15 protein-coding genes are annotated in these 13,614 nt (G+C 68.2%); 5 read left to right on the top strand and 10 right to left on the bottom strand.

Features of this window, described 5'->3' with window-relative positions; translation table 11 throughout:
* The first annotated feature begins 39 nt into the window (after positions 1-39).
* A complete protein-coding gene (locus tag ACFU5V_RS01085; protein ID WP_378696127.1) occupies positions 40-483 on the top strand; it encodes a MarR family winged helix-turn-helix transcriptional regulator in 444 nt (147 codons plus the stop codon).
* 41 nt (positions 484-524) lie between these two features.
* On the opposite strand, the gene thpD is transcribed toward ACFU5V_RS01085, so the two are convergent.
* Genes thpD through ACFU5V_RS01065 form a run of 4 tightly spaced genes read right to left on the bottom strand, consistent with a single transcriptional unit; the run spans position 525 to position 3,671 of the window.
* Positions 525-1,439 (bottom strand): ectoine hydroxylase, encoded by a 915-nt coding sequence (thpD, locus tag ACFU5V_RS01080; protein ID WP_378696125.1) that lies wholly within the window; start codon positions 1,437-1,439, stop codon positions 525-527.
* Positions 1,440-1,475: 36 nt separating this feature from the next.
* Positions 1,476-2,153: a GntR family transcriptional regulator gene (locus tag ACFU5V_RS01075; protein WP_206007171.1), complete on the bottom strand. Its 678-nt coding sequence runs from the start codon at positions 2,151-2,153 to the stop codon at positions 1,476-1,478.
* Entirely contained in the window at positions 2,140-2,880 is a 741-nt protein-coding gene (locus tag ACFU5V_RS01070; protein ID WP_378696123.1) for a maleate cis-trans isomerase, read from the bottom strand. The genes ACFU5V_RS01075 and ACFU5V_RS01070 overlap by 14 nt, the downstream gene beginning before the upstream one ends.
* Positions 2,881-2,927: 47 nt before the next feature.
* Complete coding sequence (locus tag ACFU5V_RS01065; protein ID WP_378696121.1) at positions 2,928-3,671, bottom strand: Asp/Glu/hydantoin racemase; 744 nt, start codon at positions 3,669-3,671, stop codon at positions 2,928-2,930.
* Positions 3,672-3,751: 80 nt separating this feature from the next.
* Between ACFU5V_RS01065 and ACFU5V_RS01060 the strand changes: the two genes are divergently transcribed.
* From ACFU5V_RS01060 to ACFU5V_RS01045, 4 genes are all read left to right on the top strand, one after another.
* Entirely contained in the window at positions 3,752-4,726 is a 975-nt protein-coding gene (locus ACFU5V_RS01060) for a D-2-hydroxyacid dehydrogenase (RefSeq protein ID WP_378696119.1), read from the top strand.
* A 36-nt stretch (positions 4,727-4,762) separates the two neighbouring features.
* Positions 4,763-6,133, top strand: coding sequence for an amidase (locus tag ACFU5V_RS01055; protein WP_378440425.1), 1,371 nt, complete (start codon positions 4,763-4,765; stop codon positions 6,131-6,133).
* Between the two features lie 128 nt (positions 6,134-6,261).
* A complete protein-coding gene (locus tag ACFU5V_RS01050; RefSeq protein WP_378696117.1) occupies positions 6,262-7,749 on the top strand; it encodes a hypothetical protein in 1,488 nt (495 codons plus the stop codon).
* Positions 7,746-8,093: a YidH family protein gene (locus ACFU5V_RS01045; protein ID WP_095863124.1), complete on the top strand. Its 348-nt coding sequence runs from the start codon at positions 7,746-7,748 to the stop codon at positions 8,091-8,093. The genes ACFU5V_RS01050 and ACFU5V_RS01045 overlap by 4 nt, the downstream gene beginning before the upstream one ends.
* Here the strand turns inward: ACFU5V_RS01045 and ACFU5V_RS01040 are convergent.
* The 6 genes from ACFU5V_RS01040 to ACFU5V_RS01015 form a co-directional block, all read right to left on the bottom strand.
* On the bottom strand, positions 8,085-8,969 hold the full coding sequence (locus tag ACFU5V_RS01040) for a formylglycine-generating enzyme family protein (protein WP_378696733.1): 885 nt from the start codon (positions 8,967-8,969) through the stop codon (positions 8,085-8,087). The genes ACFU5V_RS01045 and ACFU5V_RS01040 overlap by 9 nt on opposite strands.
* 75 nt (positions 8,970-9,044) lie before the next feature.
* Complete coding sequence (locus ACFU5V_RS01035; RefSeq protein WP_378696115.1) at positions 9,045-9,986, bottom strand: HAD family hydrolase; 942 nt, start codon at positions 9,984-9,986, stop codon at positions 9,045-9,047.
* Positions 9,987-9,991: 5 nt separating this feature from the next.
* Positions 9,992-11,530 carry an arylsulfatase gene (locus ACFU5V_RS01030; protein WP_378432215.1) on the bottom strand — a complete coding sequence of 513 codons (1,539 nt, stop codon included), beginning with the start codon at positions 11,528-11,530 and terminating at the stop codon, positions 9,992-9,994.
* A gap of 106 nt (positions 11,531-11,636) precedes the next feature.
* A complete protein-coding gene (locus tag ACFU5V_RS01025) occupies positions 11,637-12,290 on the bottom strand; it encodes a hypothetical protein (RefSeq protein WP_378432216.1) in 654 nt (217 codons plus the stop codon).
* 42 nt (positions 12,291-12,332) lie between these two features.
* Positions 12,333-12,791 carry an Rrf2 family transcriptional regulator gene (locus ACFU5V_RS01020; protein ID WP_218272333.1) on the bottom strand — a complete coding sequence of 153 codons (459 nt, stop codon included), beginning with the start codon at positions 12,789-12,791 and terminating at the stop codon, positions 12,333-12,335.
* A 10-nt stretch (positions 12,792-12,801) separates the two neighbouring features.
* A complete protein-coding gene (locus tag ACFU5V_RS01015) occupies positions 12,802-13,545 on the bottom strand; it encodes an SDR family oxidoreductase (RefSeq protein ID WP_378432217.1) in 744 nt (247 codons plus the stop codon).
* Between the last annotated feature and the right edge of the window lie 69 nt (positions 13,546-13,614).

Here is a 13,614-nt window from a genome sequence, read left to right as displayed (position 1 = left end):
GGTATTCTGACCTGGCACTCGTATCCACAGGAGGTGGCCATGGCAGTCGCTGACGACGCCGTCGAGATCCGGTCGCAGGGATGGCGCACGCTCGCGGCCCTGCACGGTCTGCTCGAGGCGGAACTGGAACGCGCCCTGCAGCGGGGTCACGACCTCTCGGTGGTCGAGTACACGGTGCTCGACGCACTGAGCCGCCAGGACGGCTGGCACATGCGGATGGCGCAGCTCGCCCGCGCGGCGGCGCTGAGCAGCAGCGCCACCACCAGGCTGGTGAACCGATTGGAGAACCGCGGCCTGCTCACCCGGATTCTGTGCGACGACGACCGTCGCGGCATCTACACCGAACTCACACCCGCGGGCCGGGCGGCACTGGACGAGGCGCGTCCCACCCACGACGCCACCCTGGAGTCGGCGCTGGACCGGGCGGCCGAGGTTCCCGAACTCGCCCACCTCGCCCGCACCCTGCACGAGCTCCCCGCATAGGTGAGTGGCAAAGCGTGCGGGAGCACACTTTGCCACTCACCTCAGGACAGCGGCGTGAAGTCGCGCGACGCGATGTAGTCCGGCCGCGGCCGCGGTGCGGCGAACGGCTCGACGAGCGTGTTCTCGACACTGTTGAACACGAGGAACAGATTCGACCGCGGGTAGGGCGTGATGTTGTTGCCCGACCCGTGCATGACGTTGGAGTCGAACCACAGCGCGGTGCCGGCCGCACCGGTGAACTGGTCGATCCCGAACTCCGCGGCCATCCGGGTCACGTCTTCCCGGCGCGGAACCCCGACCTCCTGCTCGACGAGGGACGACGTGTAGTTGTCGTCGGGGGTGGCACCGACGCACTGGACGAACCGCGTGTGCGAACCGGGCATCACCATCAGCGACCCGTTGAACGGGTAGTTCTCGGTGAGCGTGATCGAGCAGCTGACGGCCCGCGGCACGGGCAGTCCGTCCTCGGCGTGCCAGGTCTCGAAGTCCGAGTGCCAGTAGAAGCCGGTGCCCTTGAAACCGGGCATCGAGTTGATCCGGCTCTGGTGGATGTAGACGTCGGAGCCGAGGAGTTGCCGCGCGCGGTCGAGAATCCGGCCGTCGCGGATCAGCGCGGCGACCACGTCGCTGCGCCGGTGGACGTCGAAGACGGACCGGACCTCGTCGGAACCGCGTTCGGTGATGACGCGACCGCCGTCGAGCATCGACGGGTCCCGGGACAGCCGGTCGAGTTCCTCCCGGCACGACGTCACTTCGCCGGCGTCGAGGACGTTGTCGACGATGGTGAAGCCGCGTGCCTCGTGTCCGGCGAGGGCGGCCGCGTCGAAGGGGCCGTCGGCGGGCTTACCCCAGACGGCGGGTTCGTTCCGTTGGAGCATCGACGGCTCGGAGGCGATCCGAGTGGGGTAGCGATCGTGACGGTTGGTGTATCCCTGAACCTCAGCTACCTGGGTCATTGCCCCTCCTCGGCAGTTACCTCTACTGCACTGCCGCTACGACGACAGCGTCTTCTGATCGGCGCGGAGCCGCTGGACGGCGTCGTCCAGGTGTTCGGCGAGCAGTTTCTGCACCTCGCCGGCCGTCCCCGACCGGATCGCCTCGCGCAGGGTCGCGTGTTCCTGCGCCTGCTCGCGGATGTCGTCGTACGTGGTCTGCAACGCACCCAGGCACATCCGGGTCTCGATCAGCAGCGTCCGCGCCGCGCGGATGAGCCGCGGGCTCTGCGCGCTCTCCACCAGGATCTGGTGGAACTGCTGATCGGCGTCCGAGACGGCGGCGGCGTCGCCGCGCTCGGCCGCGGCCTGCATCACGAGAACGGTGGGTTCGAGCGCCAGGTAGGTGGCTTCCCGGCGACCGTCGGCGAGAATCATCTCGAGGGCCCCGCGCTCGATGACCGACCGGCTGCGGTACACGTCGACGACGTCGTCGAGGGTCAGCTCCGTCACGAAGATCCCGCGGTGACGGATGCTGTGCAGTATGCCCTCGGACACGAGCCTCTGCATGGCTTCGCGCAGCGGTCCGCGCGAGACCTGGAAATGCGCGGCCAGTTCCGCCTCGCCCAGCTGTGCACCCGGTTCGAGGGCGCCCTTCATGATGGCGACCCGCAGGCGGTCCGCGATGAATTCGGCAGTCGATTGACGACTGACGGGTTCCAGGTCAGTCAGAGCCATGACTGTGGCCTTTCTCGAACAAGGTTCCTAACGACGGGTGCACCGCCGTGTGGCCCGCAAGACGCAGGCCTTCCCAGATGGTCACCTGGTTTGCCGTGAGGACCGGCTTGCCGAGGCGCTGCTCGAGAGTACTCAGCGCGCCCAGCGTCCTCATGGCCGTGTCGGGGATGAGCAGGGCTTCGGCGTCCGGGTGGTCGTTCTCCACCGCGAGTTCCACCACGGATTCGGGGCTGAGCTGACCGACCTCGGCGGCGGTGTCGATGCCCGCGCTCGACATCGACAGCACCTCGATGCCGGCGGCGGCGAGGAATTCGACGAACAGCTTCGCGACGTCCTCCGGGTAGCTCGCGGCCACCGCGACCCGGGTGATCCCCAGTGCGTGGAGGGCGTTGACGAACGCGAAACTGGTGCTGGACGTGGGCACACCGGTGGCCGCGGCGAGCGTCTCGGCCTGCTGCTTCGCGCCGTCGGGGCCGTAGACGAAGCTGCCCGACGTGCACGCCCACACGACGGCGTCCGGCTTCTCGTCGGCGAGCAGCGCGGCACCGCCTGCGAGCTTCTCGGGGCTGCCGAGGTCGAGCAGTTCGGGCACGGCGTGCAGGTCGGTGCCGTAGATGTGCACGACCGGCAGATCCACGCCGAGCATTTCCGCGGCGAAGGGGTAGTCGTCTTCGGCGGCGTGGTCGGGGTAGATGAATCCCACCGTGGGGGTCGGCGTGCTCGTCATGCGTTCTCCTCGTTCCGTGTCGTGAAGGAGTTGGGTCGTGAGGTGTGTCAGAAGACGTTGCGGAGCCACTTGCCGGGCCCCGTCATGGGGAGTTTCATCCGGCCCAGACAGGCCCAGATCGTGAGCTGGTTGGCGGTGAGGACCGGTTTGCCGAGTTCCTGCTCGAGCGGGGCGATGACGTCGTAGGTCGGCAGGTTGGTACAGCTGACGAAGATCGCCTCCGACCGTGGGTCGTCCGCCGCGATGATCCGCTCGGCGATCGTGCGGTAGTTGACCTTCCAGATGCCGCCGCCGAGCCCGAGGTGATCGGAACGCACCACCTCGGTGCCGGCCTCGTTCAGGAACGCGTGCAACCGTTCGGTCAGCGGGGCGTCGTACGGCGTGATCACCGACAACCTGCTCAGCTCGAGGTGTTCGATCGCCTCGACCAGCGCCCCGGACGTGGTGATCGCGTGCAGGGCGCCGGCCTCGCAGATCGCGTCGCACAGCGTCCGCTCGTATTCGAGGCCCTTGATGAAACTTCCCGACGTGCACAGATACGCCACGACCTCGGGCTCGACGTGCAGGACGTCACGCGTCGCCGCCATGAGGTGTCTTCGCTCGGAGACGAGTTCGGCCATCTCCAGGCTGACGGGCACGGGTTCGTACGGCGTGCGCGCCAGATGCAGGCTCACCTCGAGGGGAGCCCAACGCCACAGTTCGCGTTCGAGCGCCAGGTCGAACGGGGCGATGATGCCTATTCCCCGTTGCGCGATCGGCCCTTCGAATTCGGGAATGTTCAGTTCCAACACCAGGCCTCACCTTCGATTCGGCCGCGCCCGAGCATTTTCAGATTGTTGACAATCATACGAGTTACTCTTACGGTGTCAACGTGAGTCGGAACCCGATCGTCGCGGTGCTACATGCCCACGTTCTGCCGAGCGACGAACTCATGGCACCGGTCGCGTCCCGTGCCGAAGTTCGCTACACCGGCAAGGCGGGGCTGAGCGACGCCCTCGACGGCGCGGACGTGCTGTTCCTCTACGACTTCCTCACCGATGCGGTGCCCGGAGCGTGGCATGCCGCCGGTTCCCTGCAGTGGCTGCACATCGCCGCGGCCGGCGTCGATCCCGTCATGTTCCCCGAGGCCCGCGACAGCGACGTCACGATCACCAACTCCCGCGGCGTGTTCGACGGCGCGATCGCCGAATACGTGCTCGCCCAGATCCTCTCCTTCGCGAAGGATCTGCCGGGTTCGCTGCGACTGCAGCAGTCCCACACGTGGCAGCACCGCGAATCCGAACGAATCGCGGGCCGCACCGCCCTGATCGTCGGCACCGGACCCATCGGCCGCGCCATCGCTCGGCTTCTCCGCGCCGCGGGGATGAAGGTCAGCGGATCGGGTCGCACCGCCCGGGGTGCCGATCCCGACTTCGGGACGGTCACCGCCACCGAAGATCTGCCGCAGCAACTCGCCGTCGCCGATTACGTGATCGCGGTGGCCCCGCTCACCGAGCAGACCCGCCACCTGTTCCGCGATACGACGTTCGCCGCGATGAAGCCGGGCGCCCGGTTCGTCAACGTCGGACGGGGTGAGCTCGTGCGCACCGACGACCTCGTCGCCGCACTGCGGGCAGGAACGATCGCGGGCGCCGCGCTCGACGTGTTCGACACGGAACCGCTCCCCGCGGACCATCCGCTCTGGGACATGCCGAACGTGTCGATCACGCCCCACAATTCCGGCGACTTCGCCGGCTGGCGCGACGACCTCGTCACCGTGTTCACCGACAATTTCGAACGCTGGGTGACGGGGTACCCGCTCGAGAACGTAGTTGACAAGCACCTCGGGTACGTACCGAGCCGATGATGACAGGGCCCGAACGTCCAGGCTGAAGGAGTTCTCATGAATCCCACCGACATGACCGCCGTCGAACTGGTCACGGCCTACTCGTCCGGAGAACTTTCGCCGGTGGAAGCCACGCAGGCGATGCTCGACGCCATCACCGAGCGTGATCGCGACATCAACTCCTACTGCCTCGTCGACGAGGAGCGGGCGCTCGCGCAGGCCCGCAAGTCCGAGGAGCGCTGGAACACCGGCTACTCCAAGGGACTGCTCGACGGCGTCCCGATCTCCATCAAGGACATCTTCCTCACCGACGGCTGGCCGACGCTCCGCGGATCGCAGGCCGTCGACGAGGACCAGCCGTGGGACGTCGACAGTCCCGTGGCCGCCCGGCTGCGCGAGGACGGGATGGTGTTCCTCGGCAAGACCACGACCCCCGAGATCGCGTGGAAGGCCGTCACCGACAGCGCCTTGTGCGGCATCACGCGCAACCCCGCCGACCCGACCAAGACGGCCGGTGGTTCGTCGGGCGGCAGTGCCGCGGCGGTCGCGGCGGGTCTCGGCCCCTGCTCCGTCGGCACCGACGGCGGCGGCAGTGTGCGGATCCCCGCGTCGTTCTGCGGCGTCGTCGGTTTCAAGCCCACCCACGGTCGGATCCCCCTGTTCCCGGCGAGCCCCTTCGGGCCGCTGGCGCATGCCGGCCCGATCACCCGCACAGTCGAGGACGCGGCGCTGCTGATGGACATCCTGGCGCTGCCCGACCCGCGCGACCCCACGTCGCTCGCCCCGTTCCCGACCACCTTCCGCGGCGAGATCGGCCGCGACGTGGTCGGACTCGGCGTCGCGTACTCCCCCACGCTCGGCTACGTGACCGTCGATCCGGAGGTCCGGGCGATCGTCGACCGGGCGGTGCAGGCGATCGACGCCGCGGGTCTGCCGGTCACCGCCGCCGACCCCGGGTTCGGCGATCCGATCGACGCCTTCGAACTGCTGTGGGCGGCCGGGGCCGCGGCCATGCTGAAGAACTTCCCGGACGGGGCACGCGACAAGGTCGACCCGGGCCTCGGCAAGGTCTGGGAACGGGGCGAGAAGTTCAGCGCGGTCGACTATCTCGACGCTCGCGCGGTCGCCGCGGACATCGGCATCACGATGGGAAAATTCCATCTGATGCACAACGTCCTGCTCACACCGACCGTCCCCATTCCGGCTTTCGAGGCGGGGTACGACGTGCCGCCGGGCAGCGACCTCACCGGCTGGCCGCAGTGGACGCCGTTCACGTACCCGTTCAACCTGACGCAGCAACCGGCGATCAGCATCCCGGTCGGTCGCACCGCGGCGGGTCTGCCGGTGGGCCTGCAGATCATCGGCCCCCGGCATTCGGACGACCTCGTGCTCGCGGTCGCGCGCTACGCGGAGCACGTCCTCGGCTAGGTCGGCCGAAAAGCACACGATTCGCGCCGCATCCGAGGATGATCAGGGTGAGGCCCGGTGCTGCGAACGTCTGCTCTGCTGCCGGGTGACGGTTGCCTGACAGGAGTTTTCGGGGTCGGGGAGAGTAGATGACAGCAGTGCCGGTGTCCGGGGTCCCGCCGCATTCGCCGCAGGACGGGGGTCCGTTCGCCCCGGGCATGCTCGTCGCCACTCGATACACACTCCTCGGACGATTCGCCGGACCCGGCTGGGTGCAGTGGTGGCACGCGCACGACACCGAACTGTGCAGGGACGTCTCGCTCAGCCTCGTCGACGCCGCCCATCTCCGCGCCACCGACACCCGTCCGGATCCGGTTTCCCGGTTCTGCCGGAACACCACGGGGACCAGCTTCAGCCACGAGGGGCGGATCGCGCAGGTCTACGACATCGCGGCGGTCGGCGACCGGATCGCCGTGGTCGCGGAATGGACGCCCGGATGGCGTGTCGCGGATGTCGCGCGCACGGTTCCGCGGCCGTTGGACGCTGCGCGCATCGTGCGCGACCTCGCCGCCGCCACCGCGGACGCACATCATTTCGGCGCCCGCATCTCGCTCGATCATCCCAACCGGGTGCGGATCTCCCGGGAGGGGCTCGCGGTCCTCGCCTTCCCCGCCACCCTTGCCGACGACAGCACGGCCGACGACGTCGCCGGCCTCGGCGCGCTGCTGTACGCGTTGTTGCTCGGCACGTGGCCGCTGCCTTCGTCCGGCGAGACCCTCGCGGCCGGACTTCCCCCGGCCGGCCGTCGGGGTGACGGTTCCGTCGTCCCGCCGCATCGGGTGCGACCCACGATTCCCCGGCGGCTGTCCGACGTGGCCGTGAACGCCCTGACCCGGCAACCCGGAATGGACACCGCGCAGGCGGTGGTCGACGCCCTCGACCGGATGCTGGCCGACGCGCGGGCTCGGTCGGCTCCCGCGTTCGCCCCGAAGAAGAAGGTCCGCCCGAAGCCCGACGACCGGTCGGCCCGACCGAGGACGCCGCTTCCCGCGATGAGCGCCGCGCTCGCCGTGGTCGTCGCCCTCGGCGCCGCCGGGTGGGCGATCGGCACCGCGTTCACCGCGTCGGACGCCCCGCCCGCGGCCGTCGCGGACAGCACGCTCAGCGAGATCGCGCCCGCACCGGAACCCGACCCGACACCGCTGATCCCGTCGTCCGCGACCGTCTACTCTCCCCAGCACTTCCCGGACAACGGGACGAGGGCGTCGCTCGCGGTCGACGCGAACCCGGCAACGTTCTGGGCCACCGACCGCTACCCGCAGCAATTGCCGCCGACGAAGGGCGGCGTGGGTCTGATCGTGTCGTTCCCCGAGCCCGTCGATCTGCGGACCGTCTGGATCGAATCACCGACGCCGGGCACCAGGGTCGAGATCCGGACCGCGCCCGCCGCCTGGGCCAACATCGGCCACACCCAGTTGCTCGGCGCCGCCACGCTCGCGCCCGGAGTCACCCGGATCGCCGCCCGGACGCCCGCACCCACCACCCGCGTCCTCGTGTGGATCTCGGGCCTGTCCCCGGTCGAATCCGGATTCCAGTCGAGCCTGGCGGAGATCGGGTTCCTGGGCGGCGGCGCATGAGTCGCGACATCTTCGGCCCCACCCAGCCGAACACGGGCAGCACCGCGCGCGACCACCTCGCGAACGAGCGCACCTACCTCGCGTGGCATCGCACCGGCATCAGTGTCGCCGCACTCGGTGTGGCGGTGGCGAAGTTCGCCCCGCACCGCGGCGACCACGCCATTGCCGCCGGATTCATCCTGATCGGCGCGGGCCTGCTGGTATCCGCCTACGGCACCTACCGATACCGGGTCATCAGCAGGCAGATCGAATCCGGGGTATTCGCGCCGGCGACGTTCGCCGCCGTCGTCACCTCCAGCGTCGTCACACTGCTCGCGCTCCTCGCCGTGCTGGTTCTACTCTGACCCCGACACGGCCTCGACGCAGCGGAATCCGATGTGGCTCATCCCGGTGTCGACCATCTGCGGCCGCCGCGCCGCGGGCCGGTACCGGCGGCAGTAGGTGTCGGCGCAGAGGAACGATCCACCCTTGATCACCCGCCGCGGAACCCGGAACTGGGGTTGGCGCGGGTCGAAGCTCTCCGCCATGCCGGGTCCACGCGGATTGCGCGGCGCACAGCACGACTCCGCGGCGTCGTCGTGCCGATCGGCGTACCAGTCGTCGGTCCACTCCCACACGTTTCCCGCCATGTCGAACAGACCGTAGTCGTTGGGCCGATAGCTACCGACCGCGGTCGTGGTGCCGTACCCGGAGTCGGCGCGCCACGGGAAGTCCCCGTGCCAGTAGTTCGCCGGCGGCGGGGACTCGGCGTCCGGGGTGTCGCCCCAGGTGAATTCGGCCTGGTCGAGACCGCCGCGCGCCGCGGCCTCCCACTGTGCCTCGGTGGGGAGGGACCGTCCGGCCCACTGTGCGTACGCGGCCGCGTCCTCGTGGGCGACGTGGACGACGGGATGCCGTTCGCGGCCGGCGATCGTCGACGCCGGCCCGGTGGGGTGCTGCCAGGACGCGCCGACCGTCCAGGTCCACCACTGGCTCAGGTGACGGAGATCGACCGGTCCGCGAGTGGGGGTGAACACCATCGATCCGGGTTGCAGATTCTCCGCAGGCGCCCCGGGAAAGTCGGCGGGGTCCAGTGGACGCTCGGCGACCGTGACGTAACCGGTGTCGTGGACGAACGTCGTGAACTGTTCGTTGGTGACCGGGTACGCCTCGATCGCGAACGTGTCGACCGCCACCCGATGCGCCGGACCCTCTTCCGGATAGTGCCGATCCGAGCCCATGGTGAACGTCTGGGCGGGAATGCGACGGACGTCGGAAACGGTCACGGTGTCCACGAAGTCTCCCCTTCCGACTGCTCAGGTGACGGCCGGCGAGAAGACGCTCGTCCAATCGTTCTTCATGCTTACCACGGTCCAGTTGTTCGCTCGTGCCTCTTCGAGGGCCTGCTCGGCGCCGGCGACGTAGTCGAATTCGCGATCGGCGTCGTCGTGCAGGATCAGCACCCGCAGTGACGGGCGGTCGGGTAGCCCGGAGAACGCCAGCATCGGCAGGTCGCCGTTGGAGTTGCCGACCGACAGGATCGGCCGACGCCCGATCCTGCTCCAGATCCGGACCGGTTTCTCCGGTCCGTCGTCGAAGAAGTCCATCGCAGCCTTGTAGAGCAGCTCCGTTCGGCCCTCCTCGGCGCTGTAGGTCAAGCCGAGTGCGCTGCCGATGATCCGTTCCGGCGGCACCCCGTAGAGCTGCCCGGCGATCGGGCGCATGAAGTCCCGGTCACCGCCGGACGCGATGTAGATCGTGAATTCGTTCGCCTCCAGGTAGCGCAGCAGTTCGACCATCGGTGCGTATCCGCAGCCCCGGTACGGGCGACCGAGCGTCGGATGGTCCGCCCCGTCGAAGAATGCGGTGACGCGGGCGTCGTAGTCCTCGACGCTGACCTCGTCGAACGCCCGGGTGATCGCACCCATCAGCAGCTTCAGATCCGCGTCGTCGCCGTGATAGTGCTTGACCATCGCGGCGCCGAGCCATGTCAGGTCGTGCTCGTGCGCGGCCTTCCAGGGCTGCGTCTGCTGCAGATCGGGATCGGCAGCGGCCATCTCGGCCAAGCGCCGGATCGTGAAGTCGAGTTGGATCGGCATCGGCTTCTCGCACCACAGTGTGCCGTCGTTGTCGAAGACGGCGACCCGGTCCGCAGGCTCGACGAAGTCCGGACCCCGCGCCGTCACCCGTCCGACGAAGTCCTCGATCGCGGACCGCGTCGATCCGTCCGCCCAGGAACCACCCAGTCCGGCACCCATCCCGGTCAGTCCTTCGACAGGAAGGCGTGCAGCTTCGCCACCGCGTGGTCGATCGTGAAGCTCGCCGGCTCCTGTCGCGGAGGAAACTCCTTGAACGTCTCGAGGAATTGCGTCGTGATGACCGTTCCGTAGATCGCGATGTAGTCGTGGTCGAGGAACCAGTCCCAGTAGGTGTTCGACGTGATGTCGGCCCGCTCGAACGGGTCGGTGCGCAGGTTGAACAGTTTCGGTAGCCGCAGTGGGGTGAACGGCTCCGCCCACAGTCCGAGGGTGCCCTGCGCCCGCTGCTCCATGAACACGATCTTCCAATTGTCGAACCGGATGCCCAGCACATCGCAGTCGTCGGAGAAATAGACCATCCCCCGCCGCGGGGACTTCTCGACCTCACCGGTGAGATACGGGAGCAGGTTGTAGCCGTCGATGTGCGCCTTGAACGTCTTGTCGCCGGCCTCGTGACCGGTCTTCAGTTGCTCGACGACCTCGGGTGCACCCGCGGCGGCGAGGAAGGTGGGCAGCCAGTCGTGGTGCTGAACGATCTCGTTGGAGACCACGCCGGCGGGAATCTTGCCCGGCCATCGGATCACTTCCGGGACGCGGAATGCGCCCTCCCAGTTGGTGTCCTTCTCACTGCGGAACGGGGTGGTCGCGCCGTCCGGCCACGTGTTCGCGTGCGGGCCGTTGTCGGTGCTGTAGATGACGATGGTGTTCTCGGCAAGACCCAGTTCGTCGACGGCGTCGAGCAACTGGCCGACATGCTTGTCGTGATCGACCATCGTGTCGTGGTACGGCGACTGCCAGTGCCCGGCCTGCCCGACGCTCTCCGGTTTGGTGTGGGTCCGCAGGTGCATGTGCGTCGTGTTCATCCACACGAAGAACGGGGTGTCCGCTTCCTTCTGCCGCGTGATGAAGTCGATTGCCGCGGAAACCGTCTCGTCGTCGATGGTCTCCATGCGCTTCTTGGTCAGCGGCCCCGTGTCCTCGATACGCTGCTTCCCGAACGGCCCGTACCGCGGATCGACCTCGCCGGCATCTTCCTCGGTGGCCCAGCAGTGGAGGACGCCGCGCGGCATCATCACCTCGTGCAGTTTGGGATAGTCCTGCGCGCTGGGATAGTCCGGCAGTTCGGGTTCTTCCTCGGCGTTGAGGTGATAGAGGTTGCCGAAGAACTCGTCGAAACCGTGGACGGTCGGCAGATATTTGTTCAGGTCGCCGAGATGGTTCTTCCCGAACTGCCCGGTGGCGTATCCGAGGGGCTTGAGCAGCTCGGCGATGGTGGGGTCCTCCGGGGACAATCCGACGTCGACTCCCGGGATTCCCACCTTGCTCATGCCGGTCCGGTACACGCTCTGCCCGGTGATGAACGACGCGCGGCCCGCCGTGCAGCTCTGTTCCCCGTAGGAATCGGTGAACCTCATCCCCTCGTCGGCGAGGCGGTCGATGTTCGGTGTGCGGTAGCCCATCAGCCCGTCGCTGTAGCAGCTGAGATTGGTGATACCGATGTCGTCGCCCCAGATGACCAGAATGTTGGGTTTCGCGTCCGTCATCTGTCTCTCCTCGCAGCATCGGGGGAATCGCAATCCTGACGATGCTCGCGGGACGTCCCGGCCACATCACCCGCACCGGGTGAGAACCTCCTGCCGCCGACCGGCGTCAGTCCGGCGGCACCGACGCCGGTCGGTCCACGGTGAGGATGTACACGCTGATCACCATCACCCACGCCGGAAACACCAGCGTCACCCAGAGACTGAAGCTGACGACCACCAGGAGCGTGAGTGACAGCACGTAGGTGGCGACGGCCAGCCATCGCGGCATCAGCCCGGTGCGGAGCCAGATGGTCCCCAGCGAGATCATGAACACCCCGGCCATGCGAACTCCGTAGACGTTGTTCATATGCAACATCACCTCCCGACCGAAGTAGACGAGGTCGTTCTGCGGAGCGTTGGGCAGCCGGGATATGGCGAGCATTCCACCGGCGAGTGCCATCGACACGAAGGTCGTCGAGAGGAACAACAGCCCGCTGCCCAGGAAGACGGTCGAGAAGAATCGGTCTTCGAGGTCTCCGAGCCGGTCGCGAACGACGCCGATGAACCACAGGAACGCGATGCCCGCGAAGGGTGCGAGGACCAGGGCCGCCGTGATCTGAGTCTGGTGACTCACCCACGGGGTGCCCGCGGCGCCCGGCAGTGCGCTGCGCAGCAGGACGATGCTGGAGGCGAACAGGACGCCGAAGACGACGCCGGCGACGGCTGCGGCCCGTGGGGTCCGCAGCCGGTGGTACTCGGCATCGCCCCGTGTGCCGGCCATGAGATCAGTCTTCGCCGAGGTCGCGCTCCGGGGCAACAGGGACTATCCGGAAGCCTCCAGTGTCGCTTTGAGAACGGTGACGTCCAGCGTCGCCGCGAGATCGGCGATCGTCACACCCGACAGCGTGTTCCGCCACGCACGCTCGGCGTCGGCCATGACCTTCGCGATGCCGCAGGGGGTCGTGCACTGTTCCGGTGGCGCGGCGAGCAGCCCCTGCTGGCGGATCTCGGTGCACCGAAATGCCGGCGCATCGCCGTCGACCGCCTGCACGACGTCGAGCACCGTGATGTCGCCGGGGGCGCGGGTGAGGACGTACCCGCCGTCGCGGCCCTCGGTCGGGTGGACGAGACCGGCCCGTGCCAGCGACTGCAGGTGCTTGGCGAGATAGGACTTCGACACGCCGTGCAGGTCTGCCAGCCGCGCGGTCGGCACCGGACCCTCGGCCTGGCTGAGCACGACGCAGCAATGGAGCGACCACTCCACACCACCGGAAATCTTCATGCTCACGACCCTATTTGCGCAACCATTCGTCCAGGGTGGTCGGGGCGATCCAGGCGCCGGCGCCGGGTGTCGGCGTGATGGCCGCGTCGTCGAGTTGCGCACCGAAGTAGCCGGCGGCGGGATCGGTCGTCACGGACCGCTTGTCGCCGGTCGACGCGAACAGCCGGCGCACCAGTTCGTCGATGCCCAGCGGCTCGGGACCGGCGATCTCGACGGTGCCGTTCAAGGGGGCGCCGGCGGCGACCTCCGCCACCCGGGACACGACGTCACGCGAGGCGATGGGCTGCAGGTGCGCCGGCGTCGCGTGCACCGTCTCGCCGACGGTCCCGGCGTCGGCGATGCCCGCGATGAACTCGAAGAACTGGGTCGATCGCACGATCGAGTAGGGCACCGGGCCGGCCTTGACCACGTCTTCCTGCGCGACCTTGGCCCGCATGTATCCCGAGTCGGGAAGCCGGTCGGCGCCGACGATGGACAGGACCACATGGTGCCTCACACCGGCGGCCTCCTCGGCGGCGAGCATGTGCTTCGTCGAGTCCCGGAAGAACGCCAGGACGTCGTCGTCCGCCCACGACGGCGAGTTGGTCAGGTCCACCACCGCGTCGGCTCCCGCGACAGCCTCCGCGACACCCTTGCCGGTGGTCGTGTCGATTCCGTCGCCGCGGCCGAGTGCCACGACGTCGTGCCCGGTCTCGCCGAGCGTGGCCGCGACCTGCCGTCCGATCAGTCCGTTCCCGAAAATGACGATCTTCACGTCTTCACTCCTTTACTCGGATAAGTCATATCCAAGTTTACTCCGACAAGTGTTGTCCGAGTCAAGACC

The sequence above is a fragment of the Rhodococcus sp. NPDC057529 genome (genome assembly GCF_042802055.1).
In the GTDB taxonomy this organism is placed as follows: domain Bacteria; phylum Actinomycetota; class Actinomycetes; order Mycobacteriales; family Mycobacteriaceae; genus Rhodococcus_F.
This window is presented reverse-complemented; position numbering and strand designations above follow the sequence as displayed.

What these genes read in the sequence shown, in the direction of transcription:
- ACFU5V_RS01035 (WP_378696115.1), bottom strand. Translation starts at nt 9,986, where the DNA reads ATGGGTGCCGGACTGGGTGGTTCCTGGGCGGACGGATCGACGCGGTCC.
- ACFU5V_RS01055 (WP_378440425.1), top strand. Translation starts at nt 4,763, where the DNA reads ATGAATCCCACCGACATGACCGCCGTCGAACTGGTCACGGCCTACTCG.
- ACFU5V_RS01025 (WP_378432216.1), bottom strand. Translation starts at nt 12,290, where the DNA reads ATGGCCGGCACACGGGGCGATGCCGAGTACCACCGGCTGCGGACCCCA.
- ACFU5V_RS01050 (WP_378696117.1), top strand. Translation starts at nt 6,262, where the DNA reads ATGACAGCAGTGCCGGTGTCCGGGGTCCCGCCGCATTCGCCGCAGGAC.
- ACFU5V_RS01070 (WP_378696123.1), bottom strand. Translation starts at nt 2,880, where the DNA reads ATGACGAGCACGCCGACCCCCACGGTGGGATTCATCTACCCCGACCAC.
- ACFU5V_RS01045 (WP_095863124.1), top strand. Translation starts at nt 7,746, where the DNA reads ATGAGTCGCGACATCTTCGGCCCCACCCAGCCGAACACGGGCAGCACC.
- ACFU5V_RS01030 (WP_378432215.1), bottom strand. Translation starts at nt 11,530, where the DNA reads ATGACGGACGCGAAACCCAACATTCTGGTCATCTGGGGCGACGACATC.
- ACFU5V_RS01040 (WP_378696733.1), bottom strand. Translation starts at nt 8,969, where the DNA reads ATGGGCTCGGATCGGCACTATCCGGAAGAGGGTCCGGCGCATCGGGTG.
- ACFU5V_RS01020 (WP_218272333.1), bottom strand. Translation starts at nt 12,791, where the DNA reads ATGAAGATTTCCGGTGGTGTGGAGTGGTCGCTCCATTGCTGCGTCGTG.
- thpD (WP_378696125.1), bottom strand. Translation starts at nt 1,439, where the DNA reads ATGACCCAGGTAGCTGAGGTTCAGGGATACACCAACCGTCACGATCGC.
- ACFU5V_RS01085 (WP_378696127.1), top strand. Translation starts at nt 40, where the DNA reads ATGGCAGTCGCTGACGACGCCGTCGAGATCCGGTCGCAGGGATGGCGC.
- ACFU5V_RS01075 (WP_206007171.1), bottom strand. Translation starts at nt 2,153, where the DNA reads ATGGCTCTGACTGACCTGGAACCCGTCAGTCGTCAATCGACTGCCGAA.